The organism is Acinetobacter sp. YH01004 (assembly GCF_013420455.1).
Taxonomy (GTDB): Bacteria; Pseudomonadota; Gammaproteobacteria; order Pseudomonadales; family Moraxellaceae; genus Acinetobacter; species Acinetobacter towneri.
In genome coordinates this window covers 23656-41189 of the sequence record NZ_VOXZ01000009.1, presented here as the reverse complement: position 1 = coordinate 41189, position 17534 = coordinate 23656, and the positions used below count along the sequence as shown (strand labels likewise).

The 17534-nt window shown below is 40.2% G+C and carries 20 protein-coding genes; 7 read left to right on the top strand and 13 right to left on the bottom strand.

From position 1 onward, the window contains the following. Positions 1-4 precede the first annotated feature (4 nt). Positions 5-958, bottom strand: coding sequence for an AraC family transcriptional regulator (locus FTT71_RS07890; protein ID WP_180160849.1), 954 nt, complete (start codon positions 956-958; stop codon positions 5-7). A 166-nt stretch (positions 959-1124) separates the two neighbouring features. Between FTT71_RS07890 and FTT71_RS07885 the strand changes: the two genes are divergently transcribed. From FTT71_RS07885 to FTT71_RS07875, 3 genes are all read left to right on the top strand, one after another. Beyond that, a complete protein-coding gene (locus tag FTT71_RS07885; protein ID WP_180160848.1) occupies positions 1125-2330 on the top strand; it encodes an alkane 1-monooxygenase in 1206 nt (401 codons plus the stop codon). A 176-nt stretch (positions 2331-2506) separates the two neighbouring features. Next, on the top strand, positions 2507-2755 hold the full coding sequence (locus FTT71_RS07880; protein WP_004973383.1) for an AbrB/MazE/SpoVT family DNA-binding domain-containing protein: 249 nt from the start codon (positions 2507-2509) through the stop codon (positions 2753-2755). Next, positions 2755-3090: a type II toxin-antitoxin system PemK/MazF family toxin gene (locus tag FTT71_RS07875; RefSeq protein WP_004973384.1), complete on the top strand. Its 336-nt coding sequence runs from the start codon at positions 2755-2757 to the stop codon at positions 3088-3090. The genes FTT71_RS07880 and FTT71_RS07875 overlap by 1 nt, the downstream gene beginning before the upstream one ends. 89 nt (positions 3091-3179) lie before the next feature. Here FTT71_RS07875 and FTT71_RS07870 read toward each other — a convergent pair whose 3' ends face one another. The 4 genes from FTT71_RS07870 to FTT71_RS07855 all read right to left on the bottom strand — a co-directional run bounded on the left by FTT71_RS07870 (position 3180) and on the right by FTT71_RS07855 (position 7833). Continuing rightward, a complete protein-coding gene (locus FTT71_RS07870) occupies positions 3180-4379 on the bottom strand; it encodes an acyl-CoA dehydrogenase family protein (RefSeq protein WP_179991099.1) in 1200 nt (399 codons plus the stop codon). 51 nt (positions 4380-4430) lie between these two features. Then, positions 4431-5741 carry an acyl-CoA dehydrogenase family protein gene (locus FTT71_RS07865; RefSeq protein ID WP_004973388.1) on the bottom strand — a complete coding sequence of 437 codons (1311 nt, stop codon included), beginning with the start codon at positions 5739-5741 and terminating at the stop codon, positions 4431-4433. Positions 5742-6010: 269 nt separating this feature from the next. Further along, positions 6011-7384, bottom strand: coding sequence for an AarF/ABC1/UbiB kinase family protein (locus FTT71_RS07860; protein WP_180160847.1), 1374 nt, complete (start codon positions 7382-7384; stop codon positions 6011-6013). 143 nt (positions 7385-7527) lie between these two features. After that, the gene (locus tag FTT71_RS07855; protein ID WP_154320717.1) at positions 7528-7833 is read right to left on the bottom strand and encodes a hypothetical protein; all 306 of its coding nucleotides are present in this window, start codon (positions 7831-7833) and stop codon (positions 7528-7530) included. Between the two features lie 230 nt (positions 7834-8063). Between FTT71_RS07855 and FTT71_RS07850 the strand changes: the two genes are divergently transcribed. The 3 genes from FTT71_RS07850 to aroC all read left to right on the top strand — a co-directional run bounded on the left by FTT71_RS07850 (position 8064) and on the right by aroC (position 10669). After that, the gene (locus FTT71_RS07850; protein WP_004973395.1) at positions 8064-8444 is read left to right on the top strand and encodes a DUF1311 domain-containing protein; all 381 of its coding nucleotides are present in this window, start codon (positions 8064-8066) and stop codon (positions 8442-8444) included. Positions 8445-8550: 106 nt separating this feature from the next. Next, entirely contained in the window at positions 8551-9561 is a 1011-nt protein-coding gene (gene prmB / locus FTT71_RS07845) for a 50S ribosomal protein L3 N(5)-glutamine methyltransferase (protein ID WP_004973398.1), read from the top strand. A 13-nt stretch (positions 9562-9574) separates the two neighbouring features. Continuing rightward, positions 9575-10669 carry a chorismate synthase gene (gene aroC, locus FTT71_RS07840; RefSeq protein WP_004973401.1) on the top strand — a complete coding sequence of 365 codons (1095 nt, stop codon included), beginning with the start codon at positions 9575-9577 and terminating at the stop codon, positions 10667-10669. Positions 10670-10921: 252 nt separating this feature from the next. Here aroC and FTT71_RS07835 read toward each other — a convergent pair whose 3' ends face one another. From FTT71_RS07835 to FTT71_RS07800, 8 genes are all read right to left on the bottom strand, one after another. Then, positions 10922-11221 (bottom strand): cyd operon YbgE family protein, encoded by a 300-nt coding sequence (locus FTT71_RS07835; protein ID WP_004973403.1) that lies wholly within the window; start codon positions 11219-11221, stop codon positions 10922-10924. Between the two features lie 4 nt (positions 11222-11225). Then, entirely contained in the window at positions 11226-11327 is a 102-nt protein-coding gene (gene cydX / locus FTT71_RS07830) for a cytochrome bd-I oxidase subunit CydX (protein ID WP_004860610.1), read from the bottom strand. Positions 11328-11351: 24 nt separating this feature from the next. Further along, positions 11352-12497 (bottom strand): cytochrome d ubiquinol oxidase subunit II, encoded by a 1146-nt coding sequence (gene cydB / locus FTT71_RS07825; protein ID WP_004973405.1) that lies wholly within the window; start codon positions 12495-12497, stop codon positions 11352-11354. Positions 12498-12499: 2 nt separating this feature from the next. Next, positions 12500-14080 (bottom strand): cytochrome ubiquinol oxidase subunit I, encoded by a 1581-nt coding sequence (locus tag FTT71_RS07820; RefSeq protein ID WP_096900849.1) that lies wholly within the window; start codon positions 14078-14080, stop codon positions 12500-12502. Continuing rightward, positions 14080-14271, bottom strand: coding sequence for a cytochrome oxidase putative small subunit CydP (gene cydP / locus FTT71_RS07815; protein WP_004973408.1), 192 nt, complete (start codon positions 14269-14271; stop codon positions 14080-14082). Before cydP ends, FTT71_RS07820 begins: the two co-directional genes overlap by 1 nt. A 553-nt stretch (positions 14272-14824) precedes the next feature. Then, positions 14825-15433, bottom strand: a complete 609-nt coding sequence (locus FTT71_RS07810; protein WP_096900848.1) for an OB-fold-containig protein — start codon at positions 15431-15433, stop codon at positions 14825-14827. Between the two features lie 153 nt (positions 15434-15586). Continuing rightward, complete coding sequence (locus FTT71_RS07805; protein ID WP_179988655.1) at positions 15587-15898, bottom strand: Rieske 2Fe-2S domain-containing protein; 312 nt, start codon at positions 15896-15898, stop codon at positions 15587-15589. 14 nt (positions 15899-15912) lie between these two features. Continuing rightward, positions 15913-16917, bottom strand: a complete 1005-nt coding sequence (locus FTT71_RS07800; RefSeq protein ID WP_004973415.1) for an adenosine kinase — start codon at positions 16915-16917, stop codon at positions 15913-15915. Positions 16918-17056: 139 nt separating this feature from the next. Between FTT71_RS07800 and FTT71_RS07795 the strand changes: the two genes are divergently transcribed. Beyond that, complete coding sequence (locus tag FTT71_RS07795) at positions 17057-17506, top strand: GNAT family N-acetyltransferase (protein ID WP_004973417.1); 450 nt, start codon at positions 17057-17059, stop codon at positions 17504-17506. Positions 17507-17534: the final 28 nt, after the last annotated feature.

Genomic DNA, 17534 nt, shown 5'->3' with positions numbered 1-17534 from the left:
CTGTTCATTTCGTGATTGCATTGTTGTTTTGAAACTGCTGCCGATATTGGCTAGGTGTTAGCTCAAATTGCTTTTTAAAGGTTTGGCTAAAGGCAGTTTCAGAAGAATAACCGACACGGTGGGCAATTTGTTGAATCGACAATTGTCCTTGTTGTAAATAATGTGATGCCAAGCGAAGCCGATGTTGCTGTAAGTATGCCAAAGGCGGTTCACCAATCACCTGATTAAATAAATTGGCGAATTTAGAACGTGACATGCAACATTGTTCTGCCAAACTTTCTACCGTCCATGCTTGTTCAGGTTGACCATGAATAGCTGCGAGTGCATTGGAAAGTTCAGGATGTGCCAAAGCGCCGAGCCAGTTATTCGAGTCATCAAGCTGAGAAATATAATCACGCACACATTCAATTAGTAAAATACTGACTAGGTGATCTAAAATTTTATCTCTTCCTGGTCGGATTTGATGACTTTCCACCGCTAAAAATTGCAAGCCAATTTGTAACCATTCAGGTGCAGTGCTACACATGATATGCGGAATATGCAGATATTCGGGGAGGGCACTTAAAAGCGGTTTTGCCATGGTGGTATCCATGTGGCATTGAATCACCAAAATAAATGCGTCTTCAGCTTGTGTGTGATTTGTAGTGCCAAATTTTATTGACTGCTGTGACTGAATTTGAAATAAATCTGAAATATCAAAGTGTTCTGCCCAGTGGGTGTCTGCATCTGCACTTGCGTAATGGCTGCAACCCGATGGAATCAGGACAATATCACCTGCATCAATGTGAAGTTGTGTCTGTGCAGATAAATGAATATGCAACGAGCCTTGCAGCACGACATAAGCCAGCATTGCCCCTTGGTCACGATATTGAAATGACCAATCTCCTTGAGGATTTAAATAGATATATTCTGATTGGTGCAGATGTATATCATCAAAAATTTTACTTAAAGCATCCATATTTTAAGCATAAATCATTATAAAAAATAAACCTGTGATTTCAGGACAATATAGCGCATTTTTGCGCCAAAGACTTTTGCATAGCTTTTTTGGACGTCTGCAACTGTTCATTCTCGTGTCTTTCCTCAAATATATAGGTAGAACAGCGTAGAAGGAAGAAAATAAGATGAACGCACCACTTCATTTGCTTAAAGAGATGGAACAGGATGTTCCTTATAAAAGCGCGGCTCAACTCGATAAAAAGCGTTATTTATGGTTGATCAGCCCATTTTTACCTGTATTGGGGATGGGGATTTTGGCGGGTTATCAATTCGCTCCGAAGCCTGCGAAAAAAGTTTTTGCTCTAGGTGGCCCTTTATTATTGCATGTGATTATTCCAACAATTGATACTTTAATTGGTCAAGATGCCAATAACCCAAGCAATGAAGATGTGAAACGACTTGAGGAAGATCGGTATTATTCGCGTTTGGTGAAAAGTTTTATTCCTTTGCAATATGCCGCCAATATTTATGCAGCTTATTTGGTTGGACGGCCACAAACCTCGTTAGTCGATAAAATTTTTCTGGGTATTTCCATGGGGATGGTGAATGGTATTGCTGTCAATACTGCGCATGAACTCAGCCATAAATCTTCAAAAATAGATCACTTACTGTCACATTTGGCTTTAGCACCAACAGGATATAACCATTTTCGGGTTGAGCATCCGTATGGGCATCATAAACGTGCTGCGACACCTGAAGACCCTGCATCTTCACGTATGGGAGAAACATTTTATGAGTTTTGGCCCCGCACGGTAAAAGGTTCGTTTAAGTCTGCACTGCAAATTGAAACTCAGCGTTTAAAACGTAAAGGCAAAAGTTTTTGGTCGAAAGACAATGAATTATTACAAGGCTGGGGCATGAGTGCGGCATTTTATGCTGCATTGTTGGCGCGTTTTGGTACTGGGATCATTCCGTATTTGGCGACACAGGCTTTTTATGGCATTAGCCTGTTTGAAATAATTAATTATATAGAACATTATGGCTTGCTTAGACAAAAAGATGCGCATGGCAAATATGAGCGCACTATGCCTGAACACAGCTGGAATAATAACAATATTGTGACCAATTTGTTTTTGTATCAATTACAACGTCATTCCGATCATCATGCTTATCCAACCCGACCATTTCAGGCTTTGCGACATTTTGATGAAGCGCCTGAATTACCAAGCGGTTATGCCAGCATGTTGCTGCCTGCCATGATTCCACCTTTGTGGTTTAAAATTATGGATAAACGTGTATTTGAACATTATCAAGGCAATTTAAACAAAGCCAATATTCAGCCTAAACGCCGTGCACGAATTTTTAAGAAATTTGGTGTGGTGGATAATTGATTGAATTATTAAGATTATTTTTTAATATTCATTTTGATATTTCTTTTGTATATATCTTTCAAAGGAAAGATTGAGATGTATACCAGATGTCTATTTTCACTCATCTTACTATGAATTGACTTCATCTCATTTTGGCGCATAATAAAGTTATATATTTATATAATATTGAGGTGGGTATGATTCATACAAACTTGAGAAAAGTAGGTGGTTCGGTCATGCTTGCCGTACCGCCTACATTATTAAAAAGTTTAGGTTTAGATGCGGGAAAGGAAGTTTCTCTGAGCATTGTGAATGGTAAGTTAGTGGTCGAACCTAAAGCGAAGCCATCTTATAAATTGGCTGACTTGCTGCAAGAGCATCAAGCTTTAGCATTAGAGCAAGATGCGTGGCATGATGTAAAAGCAGTTGGGCGAGAAGAAATCTAATGAATCAAGGCGATATTTATTTGATTTCATTAGATCCAACACTTGGACATGAACAACAAGGTAAGCGACCTGTATTTGTTATTTCACCTAAGTCATTTAATCTTATTACTAAAATGCCGATTGTTTTGCCTATTACTTCTGGTGGAAACTTTGCACGAAATATGGGTTTCGCTGTAGAGCTTATTGGTGGGAAAACTACAGGTATTGTGCGTTGTGATCAACCTAGAGCTTTAGATTTTGAAGCTAGACACGCGCGGTTTTTAGAATCCTCGCACGCAGATGTTTTGGATGAGGTTTTAGCAAGATATATCGCAATTTTTTCACCTGAAGATTAATTTATATAGAAAAAGACAGAAATTTATAGCAATATTTCTATGAAAATCTGTCTTTTATCTTACTTTACTATATGCCTTAAATCATAAAATCACTTGAGCTCACTCGAACTTTTACCTAATTCACGACGGGCAATAATCAATAGCTGAATCTGTTGCGTACCTTCAAAAATATCTAAAATTTTCGAATCACGTGCCCATTTTTCCAATAACTCATCTTCGTTATAACCCACCGATGCAGCTAACTCGACACACCTGAGCGTGATTTCATTACACACGCGACCAGCTTTGGCTTTGGAAATAGAAGCTTCGCGTGAGTTAGGCTGTTTATTGTCTGCCATCCATGCTGCTTTGAGCATCAATAAACGTGCGGCTTCCCATTCTGCTTCCATCCGATAAGTCTGTGCTGCGATATGTGAACACTGTAAATAGGGCGTGGCATAATTTGCATCTAATTGGTCTTTAAAAATTTCCTTAATCCGCTCTAAAGCGGCTTTGGCACAACCAACGGCCATAGCTGCCACCAAAGGGCGAGTGTTATCAAAGGTTTCCATCACACCTGCAAACCCTTTGGCAACATCAATTTCTGCATTGCCTAAAAGGTTGCTCGCAGGAACACGGCAATTTTCAAATCGAATTGTTGCTGTGTCCGAGGCTTTAATCCCTAATTTATGTTCTAAGCGTTCCACGGTCATGCCAGGTGTGCCCTTAGTCACAACAAAGGATTTGATCGCAGCACGTCCCAGTTTTTTGTCTAAGGTTGCCCACACAACAACGGCATCGGCGCGGTCACCAGAGGTCACAAAAATCTTTTCACCATTTAAAATATATTCATTGTCTACTTTGGTGGCAGTGGTACGAATAGCCGCAGAGTCAGAACCACAGTTGGGTTCGGTAATTGCCATGGCTGCCCAAACACCATTAAAGCGTTGTAATTGTTCTTCATTGGCCACCGCAGCAATCGCAGAATTACCTAAACCTTGGCGTGGCATACTGAGTAATAAACCTGTATCGCCATAACACATTTCGACAATACTCAGTGCGGTAGACATATTTACGCCATTTTTGTTACCTGTAGATGTGTCACCACGTTTGTTGACTGCTGCACCTGCATTCATGCCATCGCCCGCTTGGTTCATACCATCAACTAAGGCGGCAAGCATGTCTAATTCTTTCGGGTAGGCGTGTTCGGCTTTATCATATTTCCTTGAAATGGGACGTAATACATTTAAAGCAACTTCATGTGCCTGATCGACCAACATTTTGAATTTTTTTGGATTTTGTAAATTCATGGATGTATTCCTTATTTTTCTAGCTGGCTATCGTTTATTGATGGTGTGAGATTAAGCATGCAAGCCTGAATGCATAATTGCAGTCGCACGTAAATCACGATACCAACGCTCTACAGGATGTTCTTTGGTAAAGCCATGACCACCTAAAATTTGCACGCCATTGGTGGCAATTTGCATAGATTTTTCTGCACAGAGCAGACGTGCTAAATATGCTTCTCGATGAAAGTTTTTACCCGATTCGGCAAGACTCGCTGCATTCAGCAACAGCATGCGCATGGCTTCAATTTCAATGGCCATATCTGCAATCATAAAAGCCACACTTTGACGATGTGAAATTGGTTCGCCAAATGCAGTGCGCTCATTGGCATAGCGAATACAATAACTTTTCACTGCTTCACAGCAACCAACTGCCATGGCGCACCACATGAGATTGCCTAAATCTAAAAATGCGCTGTAATCGAAATCATCTGTGCCTAAACGCTCCGCAGGGGTTTGATTAAACTTTAAAGTCGCCGTTTCGCAGGCTTTTAAGCCCATTGCAGGCGCTGCTTTAAATTGAATAGAAGCATCACGTTGCACAATGAACACATCGGCTTGACCATTTAGCTCTGCACTAACCAAAAATAAATCTGCTGTTTCGGCCAAAATCACCAGCGTTTTTTCACCTGTAATTAGGTACTGTCCATTTTGCAAAGTCGCTTTGGTTTTTAGCTGATACGGATTAAACGCAGCAGTATTTTCCTGAATCGCAAAAGTGGCTTGAAGTGGCGTTGGATGGTTCGCGTCTGTTTCGGAAAACGCAGATAAATACTGATTTTGAACCTGTTCTGAACCCCAGCGAGTTATGGCATTCATTACGCCAAATGTGGAAAGTAATCCTGCGGTTAAGCCAAAGTCGCCACGTGCCAATTGTTCGGCAATTAAAATATGGCTGACAATATTTTGTTCAGTGGCAACACCGCCTAAAGCTTCGGGCAGAGCATAGGTGTTCAAACCTAAATCTGTGCTGTATTGCCATAATACTTGTGGGAATTTCGCATCATGATCTGCCTGATGTGCCAATGGATAGATCACTTCTGTAGCAAATTGCTGCATGGCATCGACCAGCATTTGCTGTTCTTCACTCAATGACAAATCAAATAAATCTTTGGATTGACGTGTCAGTCGTTGTTGCGGTAATTTTTGTGTGCTTTTAAAATTTTTTTGAGTGGTTTCAAAGGTTTTAAAACCTGCTTTGGCTGAGTGATATAGAGATTGTTCAACCCATTTGCGTAATTTGAATTGATCGAGCAGATCACTCGATGCCATTTTAGTGAGTAGCGCTAAGCCGAATCCTTGGGCTTTGTTTATCATTTGACTCATGATTGTGTTGTCCTACACAGAGAATGCTTGTTTTTTATGCTGACATGCAGACTATAAAAAAACTATGTCATTGCTGACATGCAGAATTGTCAAAGATAAACGGTAAAAATTTTCTTATAACTGGACTAATATGTGGATTTTTATAGATTATTAATTTTATAGAAATCTACGCTTTTAAAATAAATTGACCTAAATGACAATTGCATCGAGTGGGCAACAATCATTTAGGTCTATATAACAGCTTTGATCAAAGAAATAAAAGTTGGGACTTAAATAAACTTTTGAATCATTTTGCGGACATTGGTTTTCGCATCAATCACGGTCATAAAGGTGTAGGCACCAATAAATTTACGGCTAATAAACATAAATTCTTTAGGCGGCACACTAAAGTAACGCGAAGCCATCGATTTAGATGCTTGTTGCATGACACGGCTATGCAGCTGACTTTTTTTCCAGTCATAGCGCGATTGTTCATCCATCACGCCTGCAGGTAAATCGCGGTTATTGTCTAAGTGACTAAAGGCTTCGGTTGCCAATAGAAACACTTTTGCCATGTCAGGTTTAATGCTTTCAGGGATGCTGTCAAAAAACTCATAACCCGTCATGGCATTCACCATCATTTGTGGGTCGTGGTAATAACCCGCCTTGATCAAATTACGCGCCACAGTCAGCAAGTGTTGATCAAATTGACGAATAGCACCAAAGTCGAGCAGTACAATTTTATCGTGAATATCTTCACCATTACCTAAGCGAACTAAGTAGTTGCCAAAGTTCGGGTCAGTCTGCATTTCGCCCCATTCAAATACTTCACGCACAGCAATTTCTAAAGAGGCTTCGCCTAATTGGTTACGGCGTTCTTGAGGTAATGAGAGCATGACAGGGCTGTTAATCGGTACGCCACGTTCAAAGGTCATACACAGCACTTGGTCGCTACAGTATTCATCCACAATTTGCGGCACAATGTAGCGCGGATCATCTTTTAAACGGGCAGCAAAACGACGTGTCGTTTCCGCTTCAATTTGATAGTTGACTTCACGATGCATCATTTCACGCACTTCATCAAACCACTGATCAAATTCACGGGTTTGCGGCACCATGCGTGTCAATTTGAGCATATTTCTAAATAGGCTCATGTCTGAGTCAATCGCATCTGCTACGCCTGGATATTGGATTTTTAATACCAACTCCAAACCATCCGACTTGCGGGTCGCGCGGTGAACTTGAGCCAAAGAGGCTGTACCTAATGGCTCATGATCAATGGTGAGATCATCAAGTTTGGTACCTAACTGTGCCTGTAATTGCTGTTTAATCGCAGGCCATGCCAATGCGACAGTCTGGTTATTCAGCGTGTTGAGTGCTTGCGTAATTTCTTCAGGTAAAAAATGTTCGCCGTACAGCGCCATCATTTGCCCAATCTTCACGATAGAGCCTTTGAGTTTGCCAATTTCAGCCACCAAGTAATCGGCTTGTTCTTTCATGGCTTTTTTTCGTTTACGTTCTTTTTCTTCTTCGCTTGAAAACATAGAGGTGGCATTCGAGGCTGCCCATCGTGTTCCTGCAAGTAAAGATGCCTTTGCGATGGATAAGCGTCGATCCATAGAGGAAGTCTTGAGTTGTTTAAGCTTATCGTTCTGATCTGACATTAAAATCAATCCTTAAATCAGCAATACGCAGGAAAATTAGATTGTAACGGATATTAGCGCGTCTTAACGTATTAAAAAAGTTCAACTTGCTGAACGACGAGTTTCCTCGTGAAAAAAGTATGAAAAACGGCTTAAAAGTACTTTTACATCCGATATTGCACTTTGGTTTCGGCTTTTTTCATCAATTGCGCTTTGTTGTCTTGGATAAATTTGAGAATCATCAATTTTACAGAATCGTGTAAAAAACCATGCGCATATCCCTTAACAATAATCACGCTGGGCAAACTAAAAAATAGATATTTGGCATCATCTAATGACGAATTTTCAAAAATGCCGTTTTCAATCAAAATTTGCTGAAAAAATTGTTTTTCAATCAAGACTGCTTCGGAGTGGTTGTCGTTCCAATAGCTTTGGCGCATGGCCATCAAATTATTGTGTTTGTAGCTCATAAGGCTGAAAGTTTCATCTATAAAATGAGTAATTCAATTATTGGGATATTGTCACATTTTTCAATGATTGTTGTGCATTTATCATAGACTGAATCATAAAAAGCAGGGGATTGACTATATGCTTTTTAACCTGAATCTTGTAGCATCAATGCAGCAATTTGGGTTTTGTAAAATTATAAAATATTGAAAATTTACCGCGCTTTAAAAACAGACTGCGCTCAGGGGAAAATATGAAAGTTTGGATATTTACACTATTGGGGATGCTGACTTTGGGTACAGCTCAAGTTTGGGCGAATGGCGTTTCACAAGGCTATACGCAATGTATGAACAATAGTTATGGCAAAATTTCCCAATCGCAAAAATGTATTAAAACTGAGCAAAAAGCACAAACCAAACGACTCAAAAAACACTATAAAGCCTATGTAAAACGCAGCGCAGGCAATGCCAGTAATATTCAACAACAGCATCAACTTTGGGAAAACCGTGTAAAACAACGCTGTTATTTATCGACTCAAAGCGATTTTGCCGCATTACAACGTGCACAATGTGTTTTGCTGCAAACAGCAGAGCGCGCTGATTATTATCAAGGTCAGTTTGTGGGAATCAAATAAGTAAAACCATAGTAAATAAATTACTTGGAAACTGCTTAAACATTATAAAACCGAGCAAAACAAGGTATCATAAGGCGTTTTAAAATTTGACCTTGGAGCGCCTTAAGTGGATCGACCGACAATTAGCCCTGAACATTTGCAGGAAGCTGCTGAAAACCTATCAACCATTCGTGATTTTATTCGCTTTGGGGTTACAGCACTACGTCAATACGATGCACATTTAGGTCAAGGTACAGAAGATTATTTTGCAGAAAGTTCTGCATTGGTGTTACAAACTTTGTCTTTAGACTGGAATGCAGACGCTGAAATTTTAGATGCAAAATTATTGCCGAGCGAAGCAGCTGAATTTTTAAGCTTGCTCGAACGTCGTATCAATGAAAAAGTACCAACTTCTTACTTATTAAACTTGGCGTATTTCTTCGGAAAACCATTTTATGTCGATGAGCGTGTTCTAATTCCACGTTCACCTATTGCCGAGCTAATTGAAAATCGTTTTGCGCCATATTGCCTAGATGAAGAAGGTCAAATGCGCGAAGCAGATAACAATTTACCAGCCAATGCTGCGCCTAAAACCCCACAACGTATTTTGGATATGTGCACGGGTTCAGGTTGTATTGCGATTGCTTTGGCTTATGCTTTTCCAGATGCTGAAGTCGATGCAACTGACATTTCAAAAGATGCTTTGGAAGTCGCACAAATTAACTGTGAACATCACAACAAACAATACCAAGTGGCGTTGCTTGAGTCTGATTTATTCGCCAAAATCCCAGCCGAAAATCAGTATGATTTAATCGTATCTAACCCGCCGTATGTTGATGCGGAAGATATGGCAGATTTACCTGAAGAATTCCATCATGAGCCAGAATTGGCATTGGCAGCAGGGCAAGACGGCTTAGATTTAGTCCGTAAAATGTTGGCGCAGGCGGCAGATTACTTAACTGAAGATGGTCTGATTGTGATTGAAGTAGGTAATTCTGAATGGGCGATGAAACAGAATTTCAACACGGTTGATTTGCACTGGTTAAAATTCCAAAAAGGTGGTTCAGGTATTTTTGCATTGACTGCAGCACAATGCCGTCAATATCGCGATTTATTTATTCAATCTGTTCAAGCATAAGGAGTCGTTGGACGTGGCAGGTAATAGTATAGGGCAACTTTTCCGTGTAACGACTTGTGGTGAATCTCATGGCGTAGGTCTGATGGCGATTGTCGATGGCGTGCCACCGGGGATTGAACTGTCTGCAGAAGATTTACAAAAAGATTTGGATCGCCGTAAACCGGGTACGTCTAAGTTTGCGACACAGCGTAAAGAACCCGATGAAGTTGAAATTATTTCAGGTGTCTTTGAAGGTAAAACCACTGGAACTTCAATTGGTTTACTGATTCGTAATACTGACCAAAAATCGAAAGACTACGGTAATATTGCACAGACTTTCCGCCCTGGGCATGCAGATTATACCTATACGCAAAAGTATGGTTTCCGCGATTATCGTGGTGGTGGACGTTCAAGCGCACGTGAAACAGCAATGCGCGTTGCAGCAGGTGCAATTGCAAAAAAATACCTGTTCGAAAAATTTGGAATTGTGATTCGTGGTCACGTCACTCAAATTGGTACAGAAAAAGCTGAAAAGCTAGATTGGAACGAAGTACCAAACAATCCATTTTTCTGTGGCGATGCCGATGCTGTACCACGTTTTGAAGCTTTGGTAACGTCTTTGCGTGAACAGGGTACAAGCTGTGGTGCAAAACTGGAAATTGTGGCTGAAAAAGTTCCTGTGGGTTGGGGGGAACCTGTTTTTGATCGTTTAGATGCCGATATTGCCCATGCCATGATGTCTATCAATGCTGTGAAAGGCGTTGAAATTGGAGATGGTTTTGCAGTGGCAGCGCAGTTTGGGCATGAAACCCGTGACGAACTGACCACTGACGGCTTTTTGGCGAACCATGCAGGCGGTATTTTAGGCGGTATTTCTAGTGGTCAAGATATTCGTGTTGCGATTGCTTTAAAACCAACAGCCAGTATTACTACACCTGGTAAAACCATTAATTTAAACCGTGAAGATACGGATGTACTGACCAAAGGACGCCATGATCCTTGCGTAGGTGTGCGTGCAACGCCAATTGCAGAAGCTATGCTTGCGATTGTATTGATGGATCATTTCATGCGTCATCGTGCGCAGAATGCCGATGTGGTTGCACCGTTTGCACCCATTGAGCCGAAATAACAATATGCTTTAAGCAAGGTGCATAATCATTGCCAAGTGCGAAAATATGTTGTGAAAAAAGCCAAACCGTAGTGTTTGGCTTTTTTCTGCCTGAGTTTTGAGCTTAGTTCTTCTTTTAGATTGTAAGTTTCAAAATTTTATACGCTGTTTTATATGGTGAAGATGCAGAGGAATGATCTGCGGCTCCTAAATATTAAGCCAATAAAAAAGAGCGCATATTGCGCTCTTTTCAAGGAATTTATTTACACCTCATTAAAGAAACCAAGTGTAATAACCCCAAATCATCAATGGCCAAGCCACAAATGGGCTAAATAACCATTTCCAAAACCAAAAGCGTGGAATAAAACCAACACCGTGTACAAAGCCACCTGAAATACCAATCATAATAAACATCATGGCACGGTGGCTATATTCACCGTTGGCATCCAGCATTGCTGCTGGATGAAGAAGCAGTACAGCTGCGAGTGGGAATGCCAATAAACATGAAATAACCATCGCAATCTTGTTCGGTTTTTGAACTGTTGTTTCAGCGTTCACTGCAGTGTCTGTCATCTAATTATTCCTCGTCAAGGTCTTGATGAGATTCAATATACAGGGCACTCAAGACACCTGCAAAGCATGCCATCAGAATACCGAGAATCCATGCAAAGTACCACATAATTTATTCTCCTTAGACACAGCCTTAGTAAAGGCTGTGTGAATTCTCTTTAATGTGCTTGTTGGTGATAACGCCCCACATTTTGTAGTAACACCAAGTGGTGTATAGCAAAATAATTGGTACGAAGATACATGCTGCAACAGTCATTACAGTTAATGTGTTTTTACTTGATACCGCATCCCACATGGTCAAGCTTGCAACTGGGTTGAGGCTTGATGGCATTAAGAATGGGAACAATGCAAAACCTGCAGTTAAAATCGCACCGATCACCGCTAAAGATGAACCTGTGAAACTTAAACCAGCTTTGTTTTTACCTGCTGCAAGAATAATCAAAATACCGCCCAAGATGCCCATAATTGGTGCAATCATGGTAATAGGGTACGCTGAGTAGTTGTTCATCCAACCTGGGTTTGCATTGGTTAAAACTTCTTTAGCCAATGGGTTTGCTACGCCGTTCGTGTCGTATGGAGTGACTAGGGTATAACCTTCGATACCACCGAAGTATAGCCATGCGCCTGCACCCAAGAAACACACAAGGAACACAATGCCCATGATTTGCGTTGCTTTTGCAGAGCGTGCACGTAAGTCACCATCGGTACGCAGCATTAACCATGCACCACCATGCGCGCAAAGCATAGACAAGCTGACTAAACCACACACTAAAGCGAATGGGTTTAATAATGCAAAGAAGCTGCCTGTATATGTTGAACGTACAGTTTCGTCTAGGGTAAATGGTACGCCAAGGAACATATTACCAAACGCAACACCGAACACTAATGCAGGAACTGCACCACCTACAGCCAAACCCCAGTCCCAAGATGTACGCCATTTGGTGTTTTCAAGTTTTGAGCGGTAGTCAAAACCAACTGGGCGCAGGAATAGGGCAAACAGAACTAAGAGTAGTGCCCAATACATGCCTGAGAATGCTGTTGCATATACCATTGGCCAAGCAGCAAATAACGCGCCACCCGCTGTAATGAACCAAACCTGGTTACCATCCCAGTGCGGTGCAATCGTGTTGATTGCAGCACGGCGTTCTTCGTCATTTTTACCTACAAATGGCATGATCGCCATTGAGCCCATGTCGAAGCCATCGGTGAGGGCAAAGCCAATGAGTAATACACCCACTAACACCCACCAAATGATTTTGAGTAATTCATATTCGATCATGCTTAAGCCTCCTCATTGGCTTTTTTCGCAGCTTCAATTTTCTCGAAGTGGTATTTACCAGTATGAAGCGAGCTTGGGCCTAGACGTGAGAATTTGATCATCAAGTACATTTCAATAATCAGCAAAACGGTATAGAACGCTGCCAATGCAATGATTGAGCCCCATACGTCGCCAGTGCTGAGTGAAGATGCAGACAAGTGTGTTGGAAGTACTTCACCAATTGTCCATGGTTGACGACCAACTTCTGCTACATACCAACCTGTTTGCGCTGCAATCCAAGGTAATGGTAATGAGAATAACGCAAATTTTAATAACCAAGGTTTGCTTTCTGCGTTGCGTTTAGCCACTGCAAAAGTTGCAAGTGCGAATAACAACAGCATTAAGAAACCAGAAGCTACCATGGCACGGAATGCCCAGAACAAACTTGGTACGTGTGGAATAGTATCCGCAGCAGCCATTTTAATTTGTTCGTCAGTCGCATCTACTACGTTTGGCGTGTATTTTTTCAACAATAAACCATAACCCAAATCGGTTTGAGTTTGCTCAAATGCAGCTTTAAGTTCAGGAGATTGGTCGCCCGCACGTAATTGCTCAAGTTGTTGATAAGCAACCATACCGTTACGAATACGAACTTCGTGGTTTGCGATCAGGTCTTTAATACCAGTCACTTCTTCGGTGATAGAACGCGTTGCAATAATCCCCATGACATAAGGAATTTTAACTGCGTAATCTGTCGTTTGCGTTTCTTCGTTTGGAATACCAAATAAAGTGAACGCTGCAGGAGCAGGGTGAGTATCCCATTCTGCTTCAATTGCTGCGAGTTTGGTTTTTTGAACATCACCTAATTCATAACCTGATTCATCACCAAGTAGAATTACAGATAAAGTAGAAGCTAAACCGAAAATTGCTGCAATAGCGAATGAACGACGCGCAAATGGCAAGTCTTGCTTTTTCAATAAGTAATAACTTGAAATCGCTAAAACGAAAATAGCACCCGTTACATAACCTGCAGAAACAGTGTGTACGAATTTAACTTGCGCAACAGGGTTAAAAATTAACGCCCCGAAGTCAACCAATTCCATACGCATGGTTTCGTAGTTAAAGGTAGAACCCACTGGGTTCTGCATCCAGCCGTTGGCAACTAAAATCCAGAGAGCGGACATATTAGAACCAAGCGCAACCAGCCACGTTACACATAAGTGCTGCACTTTGGAGAGGCGATCCCATCCAAAGAAGAATAAACCAATGAAGGTCGATTCTAAGAAGAAGGCCATTAAACCTTCAATTGCGAGTGGTGCACCAAAGATATCACCCACGTAGTGTGAGTAATACGCCCAGTTTGTACCAAACTGGAACTCCATGGTTAAACCAGTGGTTACCCCTAAGGCAAAGTTAATACCGAAGAGTTTTCCCCAGAATTTGGTCATGTCTTTATAAATTTCTTTACCAGAAATCACATACGTGGTTTCCATAATGGCAAGAATAAAAGCCAGACCTAAAGTCAGTGGAACAAAAATAAAGTGATACATCGCGGTCATTGCGAATTGGAACCGCGAGAGATCGACCACGCTTTCAGAAATCATCAACGTGTCTCCTTGATTGAGGAAGGACTGCCAGCAATACGCTCAGCAACTTGTGAATCAAAATTTTGAGGAATAGTTGGGGCATCAAACCAAATATTTTTGATGACCATTAACAGCACGACCTTAATTATTAAAATGACCGTGAGTTCACGAACTACTTTTCTATTTAAATCTTTAGGAACTAAGCTCACTTTTATAAGCCTATTTTTTAAACTGTGTTTTATATTATTAAACAAAAACATACAAAAAAAAATAGCTGGCACAGTTAAAATGAAAATATATTGTTAACTTATTATAAATCAATAGTTTGTTTTTGGGTGTTGCAGAGAATAAATGGAGGAAAGTAATATTTTTTAAACTTGACAGAAACACTTGTAATTAATAATTCAAAATCTGACTAAAATACTTATATTTTAAAAAAGCAAATCTGACTAAATTGCTATGAATAAAAATCAATCTAAAAATAGCAATAAATTAGAGATATTATCAGCTAATAATTATTCTCATTCTTTTGTTAAAGTTTAATGACGATTCCGCATATTTTTTTATTTCCCTACAATGTAGTGGTGCTTTGTCTTTGGCTTAGTCTAGGGTAAACAGCATTTTTTCATAATGATTTTGTGTAAATATTGTTCAGATCACATGAAATGTATCGTTTATAAACAAACAGATTGTGTTGAGTTTGAGTGAAAAATTTTAACTTTCTTAGGTCAGCAAGATTGGTTTTAAATCTTAAAAAATAACTTATTGATTGCTAAATAGGTTATTTGATGCCGAAATTTTTTTGGCAAGATAGTGAGATCTTTTTTTGCGCACAATAATAATTTGAGCTTGAAATTCAAGTTCACCAAATTCAGGTTCAACCTGCACATAATGCAGTTGCCCAAACTCATCACGTACACGTGCTTGTGCAGAAAAACCAGGACGGGCATTACCACTGGAAATTGTGGCTAAACGTCCGAGTAAATCGACTTGGCGCACGCTATATTTGGGCTTAATCACTTGGTCTAAACAGTGAATCATGAAGACTGTAAAAAAGATGGCAATAATAAACGCTGGAATAATAATGTAATAAGCAGGAACGAAATGTTGTTGTTGTGAGTAAATCAAAAACTGTAAAAAATATCCTGCAACACTGAAATTCATCAGTAAAAAAACAAAAATCAGTACTTTAGAAAATTTAACATCTAAAAGTGGCGATTCTGTAATTCGTTGTGAAAATGCACGTTTGAGCAACTGACTTGGACGAAAATTAAAGTAATAACCAATCGTTTCGACAGTGCTGAGTAGCAATAAAACAACTAGGCTGAGGTGAAAGGGCATTAAGTTCAAATCAGATAAAAACTCATGCATGCGCTAAACTCACGTGTTGAAATATTTATAGGTGATGCTATTTAGACACAGATCATTGATCTAGCTCTGCTTAGAGAGCATAGATAAATGATCTAGTTTTGTATAGAGCTAAGATTTGGAACTTTTCGCTTCTTTCTGAAAGTTGCAAAAAAGTTAGTCGTTGATCAAGTAAATCCCACCATCTGAATGAACGCTGATCTCGACTTTTTCAAGTGATTGACCTAAACAAGGGCCAGAAATACATTCACCTGTTTCAACCATAAACAATGCACCATGCGTTGAGCATTCGATATATTCTTGGTCGCGGTCTAAGAACTGGTTTTCTAAAAATTCTAATTCCACTTGTAGGTGTGGGCAGACGTTTTGGTAAGCGTAATACATGCCATCACGTTGGGTGATAAAAATTGTGTCACCATTTGGCGTTTCGTAGGCACGTGCTTCACGTTCAGGAATGTCTTCCATCATACAAATTTTATTCATTATGCAGATTCCTTTTGAATGCTATGCAAAAGTTTAGCGTAATCTTCTACCGCAAGACGAGGGCCGAATTGAGAAACCACTTCACTTGAAATCAGAATGGCAAGTTGAGCTGCAGTTTGGAAACCTAAGCCTGCATTGAGTGCATACAGGAATGAACCTGCAAAGGCATCACCCGCACCGTTGGCATCAACAGCAGTGACTTGACGACCTGGTACAGAAAAAGCGTTGTTGCCATCATAAATTAGGGCACCTTGTGCGCTCAATGTAATGACAATGTATTTGCTTTTTTGTTTTAGTTGTTCTAATGCCGCTTCAGCCGTTTCCGTTCCTGTGTACATCATGGCTTCTTGCTGGTTACAGAAGATCAAATCCACACCATCATCTAGTAACTCATCCAAACCTTCACGCGCATATTGCACCATGGCAGGATCAGATAAAGTCAGTGCAATTTTAACCTGATTGGCTTTGGCAATTTCACGCGCTTGTTTTACCGCAGCACGTGCAGTATCACTAGTAGATAAATAACCTTCGATATAAAGCCATTTTGCTGTTTTAAGTGGCTCAAAATCAATTTGTGTAGCAGAAAGTTCTGCGGTAATGCCCAAGTAAGTGTGCATGGTACGTTCAGAGTCATCACTCACAAGTACCATACAAGTCCCTGTAACGCCTTCACTGACCGATTTGGTTGTGGTGTGAATACCTGCTTCATTTAAGCCTTTGAGGTAAATATCACCCAATTCATCGTTACCAACACGGCAGGCATAGAAGGCTTGACCACCTAAAGCACTAAATGCAACGGTGGTATTTGCGGCAGAACCACCCGAAGCTTGGCCTTTATGTCTTTGTGTTTTAATTAAGTTGTTGTATAAATTTGCTTGTGTTTCACCATCGGTTAATTGCATAGTACCTTTTTGCAAGCTATGTTGAATGAGAAAGTCATCCGAGACTTGAAATTCTTGGTCAATTAATGCATTACCAATTGCAAAAAGGTCAACAGTTGCCATGTCTTTAAATCACAGTCAAAATTAAAAACGCTAAGTTTACACCAATGCTCAGGATTGCTGTAGTTTCATGAATAAAATTCAGCTGAATGAATGTTATTGATGAAAAATAGGGGTTTAGCAGAGTTATCAGGAAGGTTAGATGAACATCGAAATTAAAGAAGCACAAGAGTTACCAACGCAAATTCAGACTTTGGCCAAACATGCTGCTCAAGAAGGCTTTGATTTTGTCCATCGTTTAATTGAAGAATGGGAAAGTGGTAAAAACCGCTTTAATCAGCCTGGTGAGTTTTTATTGTTTGTTTACGATGGTGATCAATTGGTTGCATGTGGTGGCTTAAACCAGCAATGGAATGAGCAAGATATTGAAAGTCGTATTGGACGTGTACGTCGTTTTTATGTTTTGCCAAATTATCGTAAACATGGCGTAGGTAAACAGCTCTTGCAACATTTAGAGAAAAAAGCACGTGCTAATTTTTCGGCGTTGTGTTTAAACACTGATACCAAATCGGCAGCGCATTTTTATCAAAAACAGAATTATGTGTATGTCGAAAATCATCCAAACTATAGTTATTTTAAATACCTGATCTAGTTTTGCTCATGCTACAGCCAGTGCAGCG